This is a genomic window from Pseudomonas sp. NFACC37-1 (assembly GCF_900101575.1).
Lineage (GTDB): Bacteria > Pseudomonadota > Gammaproteobacteria > Pseudomonadales > Pseudomonadaceae > Aquipseudomonas > Aquipseudomonas fluorescens_AA.
The window spans coordinates 42109-60128 of record NZ_FMUZ01000019.1; the positions used below are offsets into that span (position 1 = coordinate 42109).

General features: G+C 62.1%; 20 protein-coding genes, 1 pseudogene and 1 riboswitch. Of the genes and pseudogenes, 11 read left to right on the forward strand and 10 right to left on the reverse strand.

All coding sequences use genetic code 11. From position 1 onward, the window contains the following. Positions 1–15: 15 nt before the first annotated feature. From lptB to BLP82_RS19140, 5 genes are read right to left on the reverse strand one after another with little or no spacing between them, the layout of a single operon-like run. Positions 16–741 (reverse strand): LPS export ABC transporter ATP-binding protein, encoded by a 726-nt coding sequence (lptB, locus tag BLP82_RS19120; RefSeq protein WP_060739157.1) that lies wholly within the window; start codon positions 739–741, stop codon positions 16–18. Next, complete coding sequence (gene lptA / locus BLP82_RS19125) at positions 741–1286, reverse strand: lipopolysaccharide transport periplasmic protein LptA (RefSeq protein WP_092171556.1); 546 nt, start codon at positions 1284–1286, stop codon at positions 741–743. Before lptA ends, lptB begins: the two co-directional genes overlap by 1 nt. Further along, positions 1273–1842 (reverse strand): LPS export ABC transporter periplasmic protein LptC, encoded by a 570-nt coding sequence (lptC, locus tag BLP82_RS19130; protein WP_060739155.1) that lies wholly within the window; start codon positions 1840–1842, stop codon positions 1273–1275. The genes lptA and lptC overlap by 14 nt, the downstream gene beginning before the upstream one ends. Positions 1843–1849: 7 nt before the next feature. Continuing rightward, positions 1850–2374: a KdsC family phosphatase gene (locus tag BLP82_RS19135; protein WP_060739154.1), complete on the reverse strand. Its 525-nt coding sequence runs from the start codon at positions 2372–2374 to the stop codon at positions 1850–1852. After that, positions 2375–3349, reverse strand: coding sequence for a KpsF/GutQ family sugar-phosphate isomerase (locus BLP82_RS19140; protein ID WP_092171560.1), 975 nt, complete (start codon positions 3347–3349; stop codon positions 2375–2377). Between the two features lie 273 nt (positions 3350–3622). On the opposite strand from BLP82_RS19140, the gene BLP82_RS19145 reads away from it, so the two are divergent. From BLP82_RS19145 to hisC, 10 genes are all read left to right on the forward strand, one after another. Beyond that, positions 3623–4432, forward strand: coding sequence for an ATP-binding cassette domain-containing protein (locus BLP82_RS19145; RefSeq protein WP_060739152.1), 810 nt, complete (start codon positions 3623–3625; stop codon positions 4430–4432). After that, positions 4432–5229: a lipid asymmetry maintenance ABC transporter permease subunit MlaE gene (mlaE, locus tag BLP82_RS19150; protein ID WP_092171564.1), complete on the forward strand. Its 798-nt coding sequence runs from the start codon at positions 4432–4434 to the stop codon at positions 5227–5229. Before BLP82_RS19145 ends, mlaE begins: the two co-directional genes overlap by 1 nt. Beyond that, entirely contained in the window at positions 5229–5696 is a 468-nt protein-coding gene (gene mlaD / locus BLP82_RS19155; protein ID WP_003178020.1) for an outer membrane lipid asymmetry maintenance protein MlaD, read from the forward strand. Before mlaE ends, mlaD begins: the two co-directional genes overlap by 1 nt. Before the next feature lie 11 nt (positions 5697–5707). Beyond that, positions 5708–6361 (forward strand): MlaC/ttg2D family ABC transporter substrate-binding protein, encoded by a 654-nt coding sequence (locus BLP82_RS19160; RefSeq protein ID WP_060739150.1) that lies wholly within the window; start codon positions 5708–5710, stop codon positions 6359–6361. Between the two features lie 8 nt (positions 6362–6369). Continuing rightward, positions 6370–6675 (forward strand): STAS domain-containing protein, encoded by a 306-nt coding sequence (locus tag BLP82_RS19165; RefSeq protein ID WP_092171733.1) that lies wholly within the window; start codon positions 6370–6372, stop codon positions 6673–6675. Between the two features lie 115 nt (positions 6676–6790). Continuing rightward, entirely contained in the window at positions 6791–7030 is a 240-nt protein-coding gene (locus BLP82_RS19170) for a BolA family protein (protein WP_007953556.1), read from the forward strand. A 22-nt stretch (positions 7031–7052) separates the two neighbouring features. Next, the gene (gene murA / locus BLP82_RS19175) at positions 7053–8318 is read left to right on the forward strand and encodes a UDP-N-acetylglucosamine 1-carboxyvinyltransferase (protein WP_018614024.1); all 1266 of its coding nucleotides are present in this window, start codon (positions 7053–7055) and stop codon (positions 8316–8318) included. A 128-nt stretch (positions 8319–8446) separates the two neighbouring features. After that, a complete protein-coding gene (hisG, locus tag BLP82_RS19180; RefSeq protein WP_047228656.1) occupies positions 8447–9082 on the forward strand; it encodes an ATP phosphoribosyltransferase in 636 nt (211 codons plus the stop codon). Between the two features lie 123 nt (positions 9083–9205). After that, positions 9206–10543, forward strand: a complete 1338-nt coding sequence (gene hisD, locus BLP82_RS19185; RefSeq protein ID WP_092171569.1) for a histidinol dehydrogenase — start codon at positions 9206–9208, stop codon at positions 10541–10543. A 1-nt stretch (position 10544) separates the two neighbouring features. Then, on the forward strand, positions 10545–11597 hold the full coding sequence (gene hisC / locus BLP82_RS19190) for a histidinol-phosphate transaminase (RefSeq protein ID WP_092171573.1): 1053 nt from the start codon (positions 10545–10547) through the stop codon (positions 11595–11597). 152 nt (positions 11598–11749) lie between these two features. Here the strand turns inward: hisC and BLP82_RS32085 are convergent, their stop codons facing one another. Together BLP82_RS32085 and BLP82_RS32090 are read right to left on the reverse strand one after the other, a co-directional pair. Next, complete coding sequence (locus tag BLP82_RS32085; RefSeq protein ID WP_370873798.1) at positions 11750–12592, reverse strand: methyl-accepting chemotaxis protein; 843 nt, start codon at positions 12590–12592, stop codon at positions 11750–11752. A 15-nt stretch (positions 12593–12607) separates the two neighbouring features. Next, a pseudogene (locus BLP82_RS32090) lies at positions 12608–13888 on the reverse strand (HAMP domain-containing protein); the annotation flags it as partial. A gap of 218 nt (positions 13889–14106) precedes the next feature. Between BLP82_RS32090 and BLP82_RS19200 the strand changes: the two are divergent. Beyond that, a complete protein-coding gene (locus tag BLP82_RS19200; RefSeq protein ID WP_092171581.1) occupies positions 14107–14922 on the forward strand; it encodes a M48 family metallopeptidase in 816 nt (271 codons plus the stop codon). Positions 14923–15031: 109 nt separating this feature from the next. Here BLP82_RS19200 and BLP82_RS19205 read toward each other — a convergent pair whose 3' ends face one another. The 3 genes from BLP82_RS19205 to BLP82_RS19215 form a co-directional block, all read right to left on the reverse strand. Then, positions 15032–15616, reverse strand: a complete 585-nt coding sequence (locus BLP82_RS19205; RefSeq protein ID WP_072410896.1) for a TMEM165/GDT1 family protein — start codon at positions 15614–15616, stop codon at positions 15032–15034. A gap of 90 nt (positions 15617–15706) precedes the next feature. Continuing rightward, positions 15707–15827, reverse strand: a riboswitch (yybP-ykoY riboswitch). Positions 15828–15876: 49 nt separating this feature from the next. Next, positions 15877–16875, reverse strand: a complete 999-nt coding sequence (locus tag BLP82_RS19210) for a class I SAM-dependent methyltransferase (RefSeq protein ID WP_092171585.1) — start codon at positions 16873–16875, stop codon at positions 15877–15879. Positions 16876–16920: 45 nt separating this feature from the next. Next, positions 16921–17886: a 2-hydroxyacid dehydrogenase gene (locus tag BLP82_RS19215; protein ID WP_092171589.1), complete on the reverse strand. Its 966-nt coding sequence runs from the start codon at positions 17884–17886 to the stop codon at positions 16921–16923. Between the last annotated feature and the right edge of the window lie 134 nt (positions 17887–18020).

Here is an 18020-nt window from a genome sequence, read left to right on the forward strand (position 1 = left end):
GCCAGACACGTGTGCTTACAGGCGGAACTCATGGCCCAGGTACACTTCCTTGACCAGGTCGTTGGCCAGGATCGCGGCGGAGTCACCTTCGGCGATCAATTGGCCGTCATTGACAATGTAGGCGGTTTCGCAGATATCCAGGGTCTCGCGCACGTTGTGGTCGGTGATCAGCACGCCGATGCCCTTGGCCTTGAGGTGATGGATGATCTGCTTGATGTCGCCCACCGAGATCGGGTCCACGCCGGCGAACGGTTCGTCGAGCAGGATGAATTTCGGTGCGGTGGCCAGGGCGCGGGCGATTTCCACACGGCGCCGTTCGCCGCCCGACAGGCTCATGCCCAGGTTGTCGCGAATGTGGTTGATGTGGAATTCCTGCAGCAGGCTTTCCAGCTCCTGGCGACGGCCAGCCTTGTCGAGCTCCTTGCGGGTCTCGAGGATCGCCATGATGTTGTCGGCAACCGACAGTTTGCGGAAGATCGACGCTTCTTGCGGCAAATAGCCGATGCCGGCCTTCGCCCGGCCGTGCATCGGCTGGTGGCTGACATCCAGGTCGTCGATCAGCACGCGACCCTGATCGGCCTGGACCAGGCCGACGATCATATAGAAGCAGGTGGTCTTGCCCGCGCCATTGGGGCCGAGCAGGCCGACGATCTGGCCGCTGTCGATGGACAGGCTGACATCACGCACGACTTGCCGGCCCTTGTAGCTCTTGGCCAAGTGCTGGGCTTTCAGAGTTGCCATTACTGGGCCTTCTGCTCGGTTTTCTTTTTAGGCTGGATCACCATATCGATCCGCGGACGCTGCTCGGTCACCTTGCTGCCGGTGGCGCGGCCGGCGCTGGCGAGTTTCTTGTTGGTGTCGTAGACGATTTTCTCGCCCTGGGTGACGTTGTTGTCCTTGTCGACGACCTTGGCGCGGTCGATCAGGACCACGCGATCCTGGGAGGCGTGGTATTGGATGGTCACCCCGTAGCCCTGTACTGGCTTGGTGTCGCCCGCAGTCTGCAGTTGCTCGAAATAGGCCAGGTTGCCCACTGAGGTCACCACGTCGATGTCGCCGGACTGGGTGCGGGTGATGGTCACGGTGTTGCCGGTGACCTTCATCGAGCCCTGGGTGATGATCACGTCACCTTTATAGGTGGCGACGCCATTCTTGTCGTCGAGTTGGGCGTCGTCGGCCTGGATGCGGATAGGTTGGTCGCGGTCGTTGGGAAGAGCCCAGGCGCTCGCGCTTCCCAGTGCTGCGCCCAGACTGAGCAAAATAGGGAGGGTTTTAGCGAGCTTCATACTGTCCTCTTACGTTCGATAGCAGGTGTATCCTGCTTTCCTTCAAATACGCCTTCATGCCCGTGCCGGTCGATACACCCCCGGCGCCGTCGATTCTAACGGGTTGCTCGGTCTGCGCATATTCTTGCTGTGGGAACACGGTCATGCGTGTGCTGGTGATGATGGTCGTGCGGTTTTTCTCGTCGGTTCGGGCGACGCGTACCGAGTCGATCAATTCCACTTCGGTGCCGCCGGAATTGACTTCGGCGTGCTCGCTCTGCACGTGCCACGGGAATTCGGTGCCGCGGAACATGTTCAGGTCCGGCTTGGTGACCAGCGTAATGTCAGTGGCCTTTACGTGGTCAACCTTGTCGGACGTCATCTCATATTGCACTTTGCCGTCGGGCAGGTACTGCAGGGTGTGGGTGTTGGTCGCGTACCAGTCGATCCGTTCCTCGACCTGGGCCGCAGGCTGGTCGAGAAAGCGTTCGGGGCTGATGTTCCAATAGCCCACCGCGGCGAAAATCGCCGCGATACAGGCAAACACCACAATGGTGCGAATCTTTTTGCTCAGCATAAATGGCTCACAGGTACGCGGCGTTGGCCGCTTCGAGGCGGCCCTGGGCGCGCAGGATCAGTTCACAGAATTCACGGGCCGCACCTTCGCCGCCTCGCGCCGTGGTGATGCCGTGGGCATGCTCGCGGACAAAGCTGGCCGCGTTGGCGACCGCCATGCCCAGGCCGACCCGGCGAATCACCGGCAGGTCTGGCAGGTCGTCACCGAGGTAGGCCACCTGTTCATAGCTTAGGTTGAGTTGACCCAGAAGCTCGTCCAGCACCACCAGTTTGTCTTCGCGCCCCTGGTAAAGGTGCGGGATGCCGAGGTTCTTCGCACGCCGTTCGACCACCGGGGTCTTGCGGCCGCTGATGATAGCGGTCTGCACGCCGGCGGCCATCAACATCTTGATGCCTTGGCCGTCGAGGGTATTGAAGGTCTTGAATTCGCTGCCGTCTTCGAGGAAGTACAGGCGACCGTCGGTCAGCACGCCATCGACATCGAAGACGGCCAGCTTGATGGCTTTGCCGCGTTGCAACAGGTCTGTGTTCATTTACATGACTCCCGCACGCAGCAGATCGTGCATGTTCAGGGCGCCCACCGGACGGTCTTCGTCATCGACGACCACCAGGGCGCTGATCTTGTGGTCTTCCATGATTTTCAGGGCCTCGGCGGCGAGCATCTCGGCGCGGGCGGTCTTGCCGTGGGGGGTCATGACCTGCTCGATGGTCGCGCTGTGGATGTCGATGGTGCGGTCCAGGGTGCGGCGCAGGTCGCCGTCGGTAAAGATCCCGGCGAGCTTGCCGTCGGCCTCCAGGACCACCGTCATGCCCAGCCCCTTGCGGGTCATTTCCATGAGCGCGTCCTTGAGCAGCGTGCCGCGCACAACCTGCGGCAGTTCCTGGTCGGCGTGCATCACGTTTTCGACTTTCAGCAGCAGGCGACGGCCGAGGGCGCCACCGGGATGGGAAAAGGCGAAATCTTCCGCGGTGAAGCCCCGGGCTTCCAGCAGCGCCACGGCCAGGGCATCGCCCATGACCAGTGCCGCGGTGGTGGAGGAGGTCGGTGCCAGGTTCAGCGGGCAGGCTTCGTGCTCGACATTGACATTGAGGTTCACTTCGGCGGCCTTGGCCAGCGGCGAGTCGGGGTTGCCGGTCACGCTGATCAACTGGATGCCCAGGCGCTTGATCAGCGGCAGCAGGGTGATGATCTCGTTGGTGGAGCCGGAGTTGGACAGGGCCAGGATGATGTCGTCCCGGGTGATCATGCCCATGTCGCCATGGCTGGCTTCGGCCGGGTGGACGAAAAAGGCCGTGGTGCCGGTGCTGGCGAGGGTGGCGGCGATCTTGTTGCCGATGTGCCCGGACTTGCCCATGCCGACCACGACCACGCGGCCCTTGCTGGCCAGAATCATCTCGCAGGCGCGTACGAAATCAGCGTCGATATGGGGCAACAAGCCTTGCACGGCTTCGAGCTCGAGGCGGATGGTACGTTGTGCCGATTGAATCAGGTCGCTGGATTGGCTCATGTCTGGAATCGTATAGCCCGATGAAAAGGCGGCGATTATAGCGGTAATGAACAATTCCCTCACGTAAGTTCGTCATGCTTTGTTCAAGGGGCCGCAACGTTTGACATAAAATGTGGCTTTTACCTTAAGCCAGGCTTAACGGGCGGGGCGTTGGCCTTGGGCGCTTGGCTGTTGCAGTGATATAGTTCGCCGCCGGTTCGCGTGCCCGGCGGTACCGGCGCTTGTCGGCTGCCCAGGGCATTCGAATGTGAGGCTGCATCGCAAGGAGTTTAGATGAGTGCCGACAACGCCTACGCGGTCGAGCTGAAGGGACTGTCCTTCAAGCGAGGGACGCGCAGCATTTTCAATGACATCGATATTCGCATACCACGGGGCAAGGTCACCGGCATCATGGGGCCCTCCGGGTGTGGCAAGACCACGCTGCTGCGGCTGATAGGCGCGCAGTTGCGTCCCAGCGCCGGCGAAGTCTGGGTCAATGGCCAGAATCTTCCCCAGTTGTCTCGCAGCGACCTGTTCGATGCACGCAAGCACATGGGCGTGCTGTTCCAGAGCGGCGCGCTGTTCACCGACCTCGATGTGTTCGAGAACGTGGCGTTTCCGCTGCGGGTCCATACCGACCTGCCGGAAGAAATGATCCGCGACATCGTCCTGCTCAAGTTGCAGGCCGTCGGGCTGCGCGGCGCCATCGACCTGATGCCGGACGAGCTGTCCGGCGGCATGAAGCGGCGGGTCGCGCTGGCGCGGGCGATTGCCCTCGATCCGAAGATCCTCATGTACGACGAACCCTTCGTCGGCCAGGACCCGATCGCCATGGGTGTACTCGTGCGCCTGATCCGCCTGCTCAACGATGCGCTGGGCATCACCAGTATCGTGGTCTCCCATGACCTGGCCGAAACCGCCAGCATTGCCGACTACATCTATGTGGTCGGCGATGGCCAGGTGCTGGGGCAGGGCACACCGCAGGAACTGGCGGATTCGGACAACCCGCGTATTCGCCAATTCATGAAGGGTGATCCGGACGGCCCGGTGGAATTCCATTTTCCGGCCACGGATTACCGTACCGATCTGCTGGGGAAGCGCTGATGCGCAAGAAGTCACTGTTGGAAAGAGTTCGTCTGTTTGGTCGCTCCGGCATCGATGTGGTGGCGGTGCTGGGCCGTTCCTCGCTGTTCCTGATGCACGCCCTGCTCGGTCGCAACGCGACAGGCGGCGGCTTTGGCCTGCTGGTCAAGCAGTTGCACTCGGTGGGCGTGATGTCCCTGGTGATCATCGTGGTCTCCGGGATCTTCATTGGCATGGTGTTGGCGCTGCAGGGCTTCAGCATTTTGTCCAGCTACGGTTCGGAGCAGGCGGTCGGGCAGATGGTCGCCCTGACGCTGCTGCGCGAGCTCGGCCCCGTGGTGACGGCGCTGCTGTTCGCCGGGCGGGCCGGTTCGGCGCTGACGGCTGAAATCGGTAACATGAAGTCCACCGAGCAACTGTCCAGCCTGGAAATGATCGGTGTCGACCCGCTCAAGTACATCATTGCCCCGCGCCTGTGGGCCGGCTTCATTTCCCTGCCGGTGCTGGCGATGATTTTCAGCGTTGTGGGGATCTGGGGCGGCTCCTGGGTGGCCGTCGACTGGCTGGGGGTCTATGAAGGTTCCTACTGGTCGAACATGCAAAACAGCGTCGACTTCCTCGACGATGTCCTCAATGGCGTGATCAAAAGTGCCGTGTTCGCGTTCGTCGTGACCTGGATCGCCGTGTTTCAAGGCTATGACTGTGACCCCACTTCAGAGGGGATCAGCCGTGCCACAACCAAGACCGTGGTGTACGCCTCGCTGGCGGTCCTGGGCCTTGACTTTATTCTGACCGCCTTGATGTTTGGAGATTTCTGATGCAAAACCGCACCCTGGAAATCGGTGTCGGCCTTTTCTTGCTGGCTGGCATCCTGGCTTTGCTGCTGCTGGCCTTGCGGGTCAGTGGACTGGCGCCGACGGCAAGCACCGATACTTATAAACTTTATGCCAACTTCGACAATATCGCCGGTTTGACGGTCAGAGCCAAGGTGACCATGGCCGGTGTGACCATCGGCAAGGTCACGGCAATCGATCTGAACCGCGAGGATTTCACCGGTCGGGTGACGCTGCAGCTGGAAAAGCGCGTGGACAACCTGCCGACTGACTCCACGGCATCTATCCTCACGGCCGGGCTGCTGGGCGAGAAATACATTGGCATCAGCGTGGGAGGAGAAGACACCGTGCTCAAGGACGGCGGGGTCATCCATGACACGCAGTCGTCCCTGGTGCTCGAGGACCTGATCGGTAAATTCCTGCTCAATACCGTTAGCAAAGACGCCAAATGAGGAGCTTTTGAATGATCTCTATCTTGCGACGTAGCCTGTTGGTGCTGCTCGCGGCGCTGCCGTTGATGGCCAACGCCGTGGCCGCGCCTTCGGCCCATGACATCATCCAGGACACGACCACCCGGTTGTTGGCGGACCTTGCCGCCAATAAAGAGAAGTACAAGCAAGACCCCAGCGCGTTCTATGATGCGCTGAACGGCATCGTCGGCCCTGTGGTGGACGCCGATGGCATCTCCAAGAGCATCATGACCGTCAAGTACTCGCGCAAGGCAACCCCGGCGCAGATGACCCGCTTCCAGGAGAACTTCAAGCGCAGCCTGATGCAGTTCTATGGCAACGCCTTGCTGGAATACAACAACCAGGGCATCACCGTTTCCCCGGCCAAGGACGAAAGCGGCACCCGCACCAGCGTCGACATGCAGGTCAAGGGCAACAACGGCGCGGTCTACCCTGTCTCCTACACGCTGGAGAAGATCAACAGCGAGTGGAAGGTGCGCAACGTGATCATCAATGGCATCAACATTGGCAAGCTGTTCCGCGATCAGTTCGCCGATGCGATGCAGCGCAATGGCAACGACCTGGACAAGACCATCGACGGTTGGGCCGGCGAAGTCGCCAAGGCCAAGGAAGTGACCGAAGAAGCCAAAGAGAAGCAGGAACAATGATCGAGTCGGTGAGTGAGTCGGCCGTTCGTCTGGGCGGCGCGGGTGAGCTGCTGCTCAGTGGCGTGCTGGACTACCGCACCGGCCCTGCCTTGCGCAAGCAGGGCCAGGCGCTGATCAAGTCCGTCGGTGCCGCCGAGGTGGTCATTGACTGCTCGGCGGTGCAGAAATCCAGCAGTGTCGGCTTGTCGCTGCTGCTGTGCTTCATGCGGGACGCCCAGGCGGCCGGCAAAACGTGGAGCATCCGTGGGATGCCCGAAGACATGCGCGAAATAGCCCAGGTCAGCGAGCTGACCGAGCTGTTGGCGCACTCCTGACCCACATTGTCGGAAAAGTCCCCCCGTCAGAGTCCTGCTTCGCGGGGTTCGCAGGCGCGGGGCTTTTTTGTATGATGTGCGACCCGCGCGCACAGGGCGCCGATTGAGGTTGAGCATGCAGGCTGTAGAAGTGAAGAGCTTCCTTGAAGGAAAGCTGCCTGGTACGCAGGTGGAAGTTGAAGGCGAAGGCTGCAACTTCCAGCTGAACGTGATCAGCGATGAACTGGCGGCATTGAGCCCAGTGAAGCGTCAGCAGAGCATCTATGCCCATTTGAACCCATGGATTGCCGATGGCAGCATCCACGCGGTCACGATGAAATTTTTCAGCAGCGCGGCCTGGGCCGAGCGCACCTGAGCCCAAGGGCCTCGAGATTCTTATGGATAAACTGATTATTACCGGCGGCGTTCGTCTTGATGGCGAAATCCGTATTTCCGGGGCAAAGAACTCCGCCCTGCCAATCCTGGCCGCAACCCTGCTGTGCGATGGTCCTGTGACCGTGGCCAACCTGCCGCACCTGCACGACATCACCACGATGATCGAGCTGTTCGGCCGCATGGGCATCGAGCCGGTGATCGACGAGAAGCTCAGCGTCGAGATCGACCCACGCACCATCAAGACCCTGATCGCCCCGTACGAACTGGTGAAGACCATGCGTGCGTCGATCCTGGTACTGGGCCCGATGGTCGCCCGTTTCGGTGAAGCCGAAGTCGCCTTGCCTGGCGGTTGCGCCATCGGCTCGCGTCCGGTGGACCTGCACATCCGCGGCCTGGAAGCCATGGGCGCGGTGATCGACGTCGAAGGCGGCTACATCAAGGCCAAGGCGCCGGAAGGCGGCTTGCGCGGCGCGCACTTCTTCTTCGATACCGTCAGCGTGACCGGTACCGAGAACATCATGATGGCCGCCGCACTGGCCAAGGGCCGCAGCGTGCTGCAGAACGCTGCCCGCGAGCCTGAAGTGGTCGACCTGGCGAACTTCCTGATCGCCATGGGCGCCAAGATCAGCGGTGCCGGCACTGACACCATCACCATCGATGGCGTCGAACGCCTGCATTCGGCCACCTACAAGGTAATGCCGGATCGGATCGAAACCGGCACCTACCTGGTGGCCGCTGCCGTCACCGGTGGTCGCGTCAAGGTCAAGGACACCGATCCGACCATCCTCGAAGCCGTCCTGGAGAAACTCAAGGAAGCCGGTGCCGAAGTCACCTGCGGCGAAGACTGGATCGAAGTGAACATGCACGGCAAGCGCCCCAAGGCTGTCAACGTGCGGACCGCTCCATACCCGGCGTTCCCGACCGACATGCAGGCGCAGTTCATTTCCCTCAACGCCATTGCCGAAGGCACGGGCGCGGTCATCGAGACGATCTTCGAAAACCGTTTCATGCACGTCTACGAACTGCACCGCATGGGCGCCAAGATCCAGGTCGAAGGCAACACGGCCATCGTCACTGGCACCGAGAAGCTCAAGGGCGCGCCAGTCATGGCCACCGACCTGCGGGCCTCGGCCAGCCTGGTGATCTCGGCCCTGGTTGCCGAAGGCGATACCCTCATCGATCGCATCTACCACATAGACCGTGGTTATGAGTGCATCGAAGAGAAGCTGCAGATGCTTGGCGCCAAGATCCGCCGCGTACCGGGCTAGTTCTGGTTGCATGGATGCAGGGACGCATCCGTTGATTTCGTTTCATTCGAGGGTGGTTGCACCCTCGATGTGTGTCCGGCGCCGCTTGCGACCGGGCATGAGTACCTTGATAAGGACTGACGTTTCCCATGTTGACCATCGCACTGTCCAAGGGCCGCATCCTTGACGACACCCTGCCGCTTCTGGCTGAAGCGGGCATCGTGCCGACCGAGAATCCGGACAAGAGCCGCAAGCTGATCATCCCCACGACCCAGGCCGACGTGCGCTTGCTGATCGTGCGTGCCACCGATGTGCCGACCTATGTGGAACATGGTGCCGCCGACCTGGGCGTTGCCGGCAAGGACGTGCTGATGGAATACGGCGGCCAGGGCCTGTACGAACCCCTGGACCTGCGGATCGCCCGTTGCAAGCTGATGACCGCCGGTAAAGTCGGCGCGCCGGAGCCCAAGGGGCGTTTGCGCGTGGCGACCAAGTTCGTCAACATTGCCAAGCGGTATTACGCCGAGCAGGGCCGTCAGGTCGACATCATCAAGCTGTACGGTTCGATGGAGCTGGCGCCGCTGATCGGCCTGGCGGACAAGATCATCGACGTGGTCGACACCGGCAACACCCTGCGGGCCAATGGTCTGGAGCCCCAGGATTTCATCGCCGACATCACCTCCCGGTTGATCGTCAACAAGGCGTCGATGAAAATGCAGCATGCTCGTATCCAGGCTTTGATCGATACCCTGCGCAAGGCAGTGGAATCGCGACACCGCGGCTGATTCACCTGCGCGACCTCGAGTCGCGCCCGTCTATCCGTGTCATAGCCAATTTTCTCAGGTGCCCACGCGAATGGACTGGTAGCTTAGGGCGCCTGAGCATTTGCCATTAATGAGGCCCTCGCTATGACCGCTCCCACTTCGATTCGCCGACTCAACGCTGCCGATCCGGATTTCGCACATCATCTGGATCATCTGCTGAGCTGGGAAAGCGTGTCTGACGACTCGGTCAATCAGCGGGTGCTGGACATCATCAAGGCTGTGCGCGAGCGTGGCGATGCCGCCCTGGTGGAATTCACCCAGAAATTCGACGGCCTGCAAGTGGCGTCCATGGCCGACCTGATCCTGCCGCGCGAGCGCCTGGAGCTGGCCCTGACCCGGATCACCGTGCCCCAGCGCGAAGCCCTGGAAAAAGCCGCGTCGCGGGTGCGTGATTATCACGAAAGGCAGAAACAGGATTCCTGGAGCTACACCGAAGCCGACGGCACGGTGCTGGGCCAGAAAGTCACGCCGCTGGATCGCGCCGGTCTTTACGTGCCGGGCGGCAAGGCGTCCTATCCGTCCTCGGTGCTGATGAACGCCATCCCGGCCAAGGTCGCCGGCGTGACGGAAGTGGTCATGGTCGTCCCGACCCCGCGGGGTGAAATCAACGAACTGGTGCTGGCCGCCGCCTGCATCGCCGGGGTGGACCGGGTGTTCACCATCGGCGGCGCCCAGGCCGTTGCTGCGCTGGCCTACGGTACCGAAAGCGTGCCACGGGTGGACAAGGTGGTCGGGCCGGGCAATATCTATGTCGCCACCGCCAAGCGTCACGTGTTTGGCCAGGTCGGTATCGACATGATCGCCGGCCCTTCGGAAATCCTCGTGGTGTGCGACGGCCAGACCGATCCGGACTGGATCGCCATGGATCTGTTTTCCCAGGCCGAGCACGACGAAGACGCCCAGGCGATCCTGGTCAGCCCGGACGCCGAGTTCCTCAACAAGGTCGCCGCCAGCATCGACAAGCTGCTGCCGACCATGGACCGCGCCGAGATCATCAACACCTCGATCAACGGCCGTGGGGCGCTGATCAAGGTCGATGACATGGCACAGGCCATCGAAGTCGCCAACCGCATCGCGCCGGAACACCTGGAGTTGTCGGTTGCCGATCCGCAAGCCTGGCTGCCACAGATCCGCCACGCTGGCGCGATCTTCATGGGCCGCCACACCAGCGAGGCGCTGGGCGATTATTGCGCGGGGCCCAACCACGTGTTGCCGACTTCCGGCACCGCCCGCTTTTCGTCGCCGCTGGGGGTGTATGACTTCCAGAAGCGCTCCTCGATCATCTTCTGCTCCGAGCAGGGTGCTTCCGAACTGGGCAAGACCGCCTCGGTGCTGGCCCGTGGCGAATCGCTGAGCGCCCACGCCCGCAGCGCCGAGTACCGCATTCTTGATGAGAACTCCGTAAAAGGGCAGGGGAACTGAAATGAGTAAATTCTGGAGCCCGTTCGTCAAGAACCTGGTGCCCTACGTGCCGGGCGAACAACCGAAGTTGACCCGCTTGGTCAAGCTCAACACCAACGAGAACCCCTACGGCCCATCGCCCAAGGCCTTGGCGGCGATGCAGACCGAACTGAACGACAACCTGCGCCTGTATCCGGACCCCAACAGTGACCTGCTCAAAGGCGCCGTGGCCCGCTACTACGGCGTGCAGAGCAACCAGGTGTTCCTGGGTAACGGCTCGGATGAAGTGCTGGCACACATCTTTCACGGCCTGTTGCAGCACGACCAGCCGTTGTTGTTCCCAGACATCAGCTACAGCTTCTATCCGGTGTATTGCGGGTTGTATGGCATCCAGTTCGAGGCAGTGCCGCTGGATGAACAATTCCGCATCGACCCGGCGGACTATGCCAAGCCGAACGGCGGGGTCATTTTCCCCAACCCGAACGCGCCGACTGGCTGCCTGCTGGCGCTGGACGCGGTCGAGCAGATCCTCAAGGCCAGCCCGGATTCGGTGGTGGTGGTCGACGAGGCCTACATCGACTTCGGCGGCGAGACGGCCATCAGCCTGGTGGATCGTTATCCGAACCTGCTGGTGACCCAGACATTGTCCAAGTCGCGCTCGCTGGCGGGGCTGCGGGTGGGCCTGGCGGTGGGCCATCCGGACTTGATCGAAGCGCTGGAACGGATCAAGAACAGCTTCAACTCCTACCCGCTGGATCGCCTGGCGAACGTCGGCGGCGCGGCGGCGTTCGATGATCGCGAGTATTTCGACCGGACTTGCCGGTTAGTCATCGAGCACCGTGAATGGGTCGTGGCCCAATTGGAAGCCAAGGGTTTTGAAGTGCTGCCCTCGGCGGCCAACTTCATCTTCGCCCGTCACCCCCGGCACGATGCGGCCGGGTTGGCGGCGAAACTGCGGAAACAGGGGGTGATCGTGCGGCACTTCAAGCAGGAACGGATTGCCCAGTTCCTGCGGATCAGCATCGGCACACCGGAGCAGAACCAGGCCCTGATCGAAGCCCTCGGCGAACTCTGAAACCCTGCATTGACCTTGTGGGAGCGAGCTCGCTCGCGAAGGCGTAGTGTCAGTCACTTCATGGTGGCTGAACTGACGCCATCGCGAGCAAGCTCGCTCCCACATTTGATCGCATTCCCCTGTGGGAGCTTGCTCGCGATGGGGGCCTCGGATCAGACCCTGAACTGATTGATCAACCGCCGCTGCTGTTCCGCCAGTTTGGTCAGTCCGGCGCTGGCCGCGCTGGACTCATCGGCACCGCTGGCCACTTCGTTCGCCACTTGTCCGATGTTGATCACGTTGCGGTTGATGTCGTCGGCCACGGCGCTTTGTTCCTCGGCAGCGCTGGCGATCTGGGTGTTCATGTCGTTGATCACCGACACGGCCTGGGTAATCGTTTCCAGGGCCTGGGCCGCTTTCGCCGCATGCTGCACGCTTTCATCGGTACGGTGCTGGCTGTCTTCCATCACCCGCACCACATCCCGGGTGCCTTGCTGTAGCTGCTGAATCATCGCCTGGATTTCTTCGGTCGCCTGCTGCGTCTTCTGCGCCAGGTTGCGCACTTCATCGGCGACCACCGCGAAACCACGGCCCTGCTCACCGGCCCGAGCCGCTTCGATGGCCGCGTTGAGGGCCAGCAGGTTGGTCTGCTCGGCGATCCCGCGGATGGCGGTGAGGATCGCGTTGATGTTCTCGCTGTCCTTGGCCAGGGTCTGCACCACGCCCACCGCCTTGCCGATTTCCACGGCCAGGGCACCAATGGAGGTGGAGGTATCCCGGACGATCTGCATGCCCTGGCTGGCGGCCTGGTCCGCATGACTGGCGGCCTGGGCCGCTTGGGTCGCGTTGCGGGCCACGTCCTGGGCGGTGGCGGTCATTTCATGCACCGCAGTGGCGACCTGATCGATCTCGGACATTTGCTTGTGCACGCCCTGGTTGGTGCGGATCGCAATATCGGCCGTGTGCTCCGATGAATCGCTGACGCTCTGCACCGAGGTCACCACTTGGGTGATCATGCCCTGCAACTTGCTCAGGAAGGTGTTGAAGCCCCTGGCGATCGCCCCCAGCTCATCGGCGCGGTCGCTCACCAGGCGACGGGTCAGGTCGCCTTCGCCCTGGGCGATGTCATCGAGCATCGCCACCATTTGCTTGAGCGGCCGGGCAATGCCATGGCCCACCAGCCAGATCACCAGCAGACCGATGCCGGCAATCACCAGGCCCACCATCGCCATGCCGAAGATATCGGCTTGGCGCTGATGGTCGAGGTCTTGCTGCAAGGCTTGCAGGTCGGCCATGACCGCATTCAGCGGCAACTGCAGCATCAGCGTCCAGCGGGCGTTGGTCTCGCCGATGCCGAACGGCATGTACACCTCGATATGCCCGTGTTCTTCGTCGATGTCGTAGCGCACCTCGCCGACGCCCAGCTTGGCCAGGTTGTCCAATTCGCTGGCATCCAGCAGGTCGCTGGCCTTTTCCCCGAGTTTGCCCGGGTCCTTGGTGAAGGCCACCAGCCGGTTGTTGCTCGAGAGCAAGGCCATTTCCCCGGCGCCGTCGTACAACTTGCCATCGGCGGCCACCAGCATGTCCTGGATGAAGTTCACCGACAGGTCGGCGCCGACGATGCCCTGGAACTTGCCATCGATCATGATCGGTTCGATGAACGAGGCGAGCATGGTCATCGTGCTGCCGACGCGATAGGGCGCCGGGTCGATCACGCAGGCTTTCTTGCTGTCCTGGGAGCACAGGTAGTACTCACTGGCGCGGATGCCGGTGGAGAGCAGTTTCTGGTCGGTCACGTCGGCGAGTTTTTCCAGGCCCAGGGAGCCGTCCTGGTTGCGAAACCACCACGGCAGGAAACGCCCGCTGGTTTCCATGCCCACCACCGGGCTGTTTACATAGTTGGCGTCGTCGTGATCGATGGCATTCGGCTCCCAGGCGATGTAGGCGCCGAGGATCTTCGGGTTGCGCACCACGGTTTCCCGCAGCAGGCTGATCATCTGCTCGCGGGGCACCTTCAGTTGCGGGTTGCCGTCCGCGCCGTTGATGCCCATCAAGGCGTTCGTGGTGGCCAGGCCACTGGCGAGCAGCAGCGGAGCCTCCAATTCCCGCTGGATCAGGCTGGCCTGGGTGCGCGCCAGGGCGCTGAGGCGTTGTTCGATGAGTTGTTCGAACTGCGCCTTGGTGCGCTGTTGCACCATCTCCTGGGTGCGGGCGCCGGCAAACAGCGCGTACAGCACAAGGGCGGCAACCACACTGAGCACGATGGCGCCGGCCAGGGCGGCCACGGAAAACTGGATCGATTTGAATTTCATAAAGGCTCCGGACGCGGAAATGACGTCTGGGCTCTTTATCGGCGTTTCTGTGGCGCGGCATGAGGCGCTGTTCGTCGGGTGACTCTAATAGCTGTGTGGGTGTCGCAAATGGATAGGGTGGGATCTGTCCGAAAAAACGCTAATCCCTCGTTGTGTATCTGGCGCCGATACAAATCAAGGCCTAGGATACGCCCACGTTTCCAGGGAGCTTCTTTTTCATGAACAAGACATTGATGGTGAGTGCGCTGAGCGTGGCGCTGCTGCTCGCCGGTTGCCAGTCGGTCAACACCACCAGCGGCGGAGCCGTGGGTGTGGAGCGCAAGCAGTACATGTTCAGCATGCTGTCGACCGACCAGGTCAACCAGATGTACGCCCAGTCCTATCAAAAGACGATGGGCGAGGCCAAAGCCCAGGGGGCGCTGGACAAGACCAGCAACGATGCCAAGCGCATCCAGGTCATTGCCGATCGCTTGATTGCCCAGGCGCCGGTGTTCCGCCCGGATTCGGCCCAGTGGAACTGGGAAGTGAACCTGATCAAGAGCGATGAACTCAACGCCAATTGCGGCCCTGGCGGCAAGATCATGTTCTACACCGGCCTGATCGACCAGTTGAAGCTGACCGACGCTGAAATCGCCGCGATCATGGGCCACGAAATCGCCCACGCCCTGCGCGAGCACGGGCGCGAAGCGATGTCCAAGGCCTATGGCATCGAGATGGCCAAGCAGGGCGCCGGTGCCTTGTTCGGCCTTGGCCAGGACAGCCTGGCATTGGCCGACACCGTCGCCAACTACGGCATGACCTTGCCCAACAGCCGTGGCAACGAGAACGAGGCCGACCTGATCGGCCTCGAACTGGCCGCCCGTGCCGGCTACGACCCGAATGCGGCGATCACCTTGTGGAACAAGATGGCCAAGGCTTCCGAAGGCGCGCCGCCGGAATTCATGAGCACCCACCCGTCGTCGAGCAGTCGTATCGCTTCGTTGCAAGCGGCGATTCCGAAGGTGATGCCGCTGTATCAGCAGGCCAAGAAATAAGCATCGCCATGTGGTGAGGCTGTCGGCCTCATCGCGAGCAAGCTCGCTCCCACAATGATCTGCAGCCCCTGTGGGAGCGAGCTTGCTCGCGATGAACGATGACGCGGTATCAAACCCACCCACTACTCTGCATCGCCTTGTACACCGCCACGATCGCCAGGACGAAGAACGCCGAGGCGGCCAGGCGGCGGATCAGGGTCAGGGGCAGCTTCTCGGCGGCGAAATTGCCCGCCAGGACCACCGGCACGTTGGCAATCAACATGCCCACGGTGGTGCCGATGATCACCAGCCACAGCTCCGGGTATTGCGCGGCGAGCATCACCGTGGCGATCTGGGTCTTGTCGCCGATTTCCGCCAGGAAGAACGCAATCAGTGTGGTCAGGAACGGTCCGAACCGGCGGGCCGTGTTGGCTTCTTCATCGTCCAGTTTGTCCGGGACCAGGGTCCACAGTGCCGTGGCCGTGAAGCTGGCCGCCAATATCCAGTGCAGGACCGCGTTGGAGAAAAAGCCGCTGACCCAGGCGCCGACCGCGCCGGCTGCCGCATGGTTGGCCAGGGTCGCGGCGACGATGCCGGCGATGATCGGCCAGGGTTTGCGAAAGCGAGCCGCCAGGATGAGCGCGAGCAATTGCGTCTTGTCGCCGATTTCGGCCAGCGCAACGATCGCCGTAGGTACGAGGAGTGAGTCCAGCATCAGGGATTTCCTAAAGGGGCGGGTCGACACGGCTATGACACGTACAGCCTTCCCGCCCCGGGTAAGGTGTGCGTGTCATAGGTCTTGTCAAACCCAGCGACCATCTGCGTGGACGCTTGGGCCGCATACGCCATGGTCTGCTGACCAAGTATGTTGACGTATGCCGGGCGAGCATGGCGCTCGCGGGAGACTACTCCCCTAGGACGGAGCGGATTCTGCCTAGGCAAACCCGATTGAGCAAGTACTGTTTCCTAAAAAATTCAACCGCGCTTGGCCCGGTAGATGCGAAAGCCCTGGCCTTCGGCCTTGATCGCGCAGACGCCCAAATGCTCCTCGATCAGCGGCTGGTACTTGAGGAAACTATTGGCAACCAGCCGAAGTTCACCACCGTTTTTCAGATGTTTGGCTGCTTTTCGCAGCAGGTTTTCCGTGGCGTGGTAATCGGTGTGCACGCCGACATGGAACGGCGGGTTGCTCAGGATCGCGCTCAAACCCATCGGTGCGGCGTCGATGCCATCACCGGTCAGCACTTCGGCTTCCAGGCCATTGGCGGCCAGGGTCAGGCGACTGCTGGCGGCAGCAAATGCATCCACGTCCAACAGGGTGACGGTGTTGTGCGGATAGCGCCGCTTGACCGCCGCCCCCAGCACCCCGGCGCCGCAGCCGAAGTCGAGCAAATGCCCGCTGGGCAGTTTATCCAGGTGTTCCAACAGCAGCGCACTGCCGCGGTCCAGGCGACCGTGGCTGAACACCCCCGGCAGGCTGATGACCTTCAGCGGGCCTTCGGCCAGGGGCAGTTCGTAGGTCTGGGCCAGGCTTTCCAGGGGCTTGGCCTCGGGCGCGTTGGCGACAGTGACCTGCCACAGTTGGCAGTGCCGGGCGCTGTCGAGCTTGCGCGGCTTGCCAAACGGGTTGAGCTGCTTGGATGCGCCTTCGATGCCGCTGCGTTTTTCCCCCACCAGGTACACCTCGCGCCCGGCCAGGCGCGCCGCCACGGCATTGAGGAGGTAGTCGGTCAGGTCCTTGGCCTTAGGCAGGAACACCACGGCGGTGTCGAACGCACGCTCGGGCACGGTCACGCCAAAGTGGCTGCGCTCGGGAAAACGAGCATCCAGCGCCGCCTGATCGCCGGCATGCCAGCACCAGCCATGGGCTTCTGGCAAACGGCCGAGCAAATCGTCGGCGGGCAGGCCGGTCAACAACACCGAACCCTGGAATAACTCGGCCTGACGAAGCAGTACTTCACTGCGCGGATCCATGGTCTGCTCCTTGATAAAGCGGGTAAAAAAAAGTGCGGCAGTTTATCAACTGACGACACGCCGCGCTGTACCGCCGAAAAAGCCTTGGGCGTTTTCGCTCATTTGGCCGACGATCCGCTGCCGCGCTTCGCGGCTGCCCCAGGCGTTGTGTGGGGTGACGATCAACCGTGGGATATCGCCGGCCAGCAGCGGGTTGCCTTGGGTCGGTGGCTCCACGCTGAGCACGTCGGTGGCGGCGCCTCCCAGGTGACCGCTGCGCAGTGCTTCGGCCAGGGCCTGTTCGTCGATCAATCCACCACGGGCGGTATTGACCACGAATGCGCCGGGCTTGAGCAGCGCCAGTTCGCGGGCGCCGATGAAGTTCCGGGTGTGCTCGTTGAGCGGGCAGTGCAGGGTCAGGGCATCGACTTGCGGCAACAACTGCTCCAGCGGCAAGCGGTCGGGACGGGCCGGGCGCCCCGGGACCTGCCCCAGCAGCACGCGCATGCCAAAGGCTTCGGCCAGCCGCCCGACGGCGCTGCCCAACTCGCCATGGCCGAGCAAACCCAGGGTCTTGCCTTGCAGCTCGACAATCGGATAGTCCAGCAGGCAGAACTGCGAAGCCTGCTGCCAGCGACCTTCCCCCACCGCTTTTTGATAATCGGCCAGGCGCGTCGCCAGGTTCAGCAACAGCATGAGGGTGTGCTGGGCCACCGACGGCGTGCCGTAGCCCTGGCAATTGCACACCGTGATGCCGTGGTGGCGGGCGGCCGCCAGGTCGACATTGTTGGTACCCGTGGCACTGATCAGGATCAGCTTCAGTTCAGGGCTGGCCGCCATGGCCTGGGCATCGATCACGATTTTGTTGGTGATTGCCACAGTGGCGCCCTTGAGCCGCTCGATGACCTGGTCCGGCGAGGTCCGGGCGAACAGTTGCAGTTCGCCGAAGCAACTGCGCAACGGGCTCAGGTCCAGGTCGCCGAGGTCCAGGGAGGAGTGGTCGAGGAAAACGGCGCGGGCGGTGTTCGTCATCAGCTGTACCTTTTATGTCAAGAACCGAAGGCGTAATGTGGCGAGCCTATCAGATGGTTTGTTGCTTTGGTCTGGCGCGATATTGGGGATCATGGGGAACCCTGTGGCGAGGGGATTTATCCCCGCTGGACTGC

What these genes read in the sequence shown, in the direction of transcription:
- lptA (WP_092171556.1), bottom strand. Translation starts at nt 1,286, where the DNA reads ATGAAGCTCGCTAAAACCCTCCCTATTTTGCTCAGTCTGGGCGCAGCA.
- hisD (WP_092171569.1), top strand. Translation starts at nt 9,206, where the DNA reads ATGACCGCTCCCACTTCGATTCGCCGACTCAACGCTGCCGATCCGGAT.
- BLP82_RS19205 (WP_072410896.1), bottom strand. Translation starts at nt 15,616, where the DNA reads ATGCTGGACTCACTCCTCGTACCTACGGCGATCGTTGCGCTGGCCGAA.
- BLP82_RS19210 (WP_092171585.1), bottom strand. Translation starts at nt 16,875, where the DNA reads ATGGATCCGCGCAGTGAAGTACTGCTTCGTCAGGCCGAGTTATTCCAG.
- BLP82_RS19215 (WP_092171589.1), bottom strand. Translation starts at nt 17,886, where the DNA reads ATGACGAACACCGCCCGCGCCGTTTTCCTCGACCACTCCTCCCTGGAC.
- lptC (WP_060739155.1), bottom strand. Translation starts at nt 1,842, where the DNA reads ATGCTGAGCAAAAAGATTCGCACCATTGTGGTGTTTGCCTGTATCGCG.
- BLP82_RS19170 (WP_007953556.1), top strand. Translation starts at nt 6,791, where the DNA reads ATGCAGGCTGTAGAAGTGAAGAGCTTCCTTGAAGGAAAGCTGCCTGGT.
- BLP82_RS32085 (WP_370873798.1), bottom strand. Translation starts at nt 12,592, where the DNA reads ATGATCACCCAAGTGGTGACCTCGGTGCAGAGCGTCAGCGATTCATCG.
- hisC (WP_092171573.1), top strand. Translation starts at nt 10,545, where the DNA reads ATGAGTAAATTCTGGAGCCCGTTCGTCAAGAACCTGGTGCCCTACGTG.
- murA (WP_018614024.1), top strand. Translation starts at nt 7,053, where the DNA reads ATGGATAAACTGATTATTACCGGCGGCGTTCGTCTTGATGGCGAAATC.
- BLP82_RS19135 (WP_060739154.1), bottom strand. Translation starts at nt 2,374, where the DNA reads ATGAACACAGACCTGTTGCAACGCGGCAAAGCCATCAAGCTGGCCGTC.
- mlaE (WP_092171564.1), top strand. Translation starts at nt 4,432, where the DNA reads ATGCGCAAGAAGTCACTGTTGGAAAGAGTTCGTCTGTTTGGTCGCTCC.
- hisG (WP_047228656.1), top strand. Translation starts at nt 8,447, where the DNA reads ATGTTGACCATCGCACTGTCCAAGGGCCGCATCCTTGACGACACCCTG.
- mlaD (WP_003178020.1), top strand. Translation starts at nt 5,229, where the DNA reads ATGCAAAACCGCACCCTGGAAATCGGTGTCGGCCTTTTCTTGCTGGCT.
- BLP82_RS19145 (WP_060739152.1), top strand. Translation starts at nt 3,623, where the DNA reads ATGAGTGCCGACAACGCCTACGCGGTCGAGCTGAAGGGACTGTCCTTC.
- lptB (WP_060739157.1), bottom strand. Translation starts at nt 741, where the DNA reads ATGGCAACTCTGAAAGCCCAGCACTTGGCCAAGAGCTACAAGGGCCGG.
- BLP82_RS19140 (WP_092171560.1), bottom strand. Translation starts at nt 3,349, where the DNA reads ATGAGCCAATCCAGCGACCTGATTCAATCGGCACAACGTACCATCCGC.
- BLP82_RS19160 (WP_060739150.1), top strand. Translation starts at nt 5,708, where the DNA reads ATGATCTCTATCTTGCGACGTAGCCTGTTGGTGCTGCTCGCGGCGCTG.
- BLP82_RS19200 (WP_092171581.1), top strand. Translation starts at nt 14,107, where the DNA reads ATGAACAAGACATTGATGGTGAGTGCGCTGAGCGTGGCGCTGCTGCTC.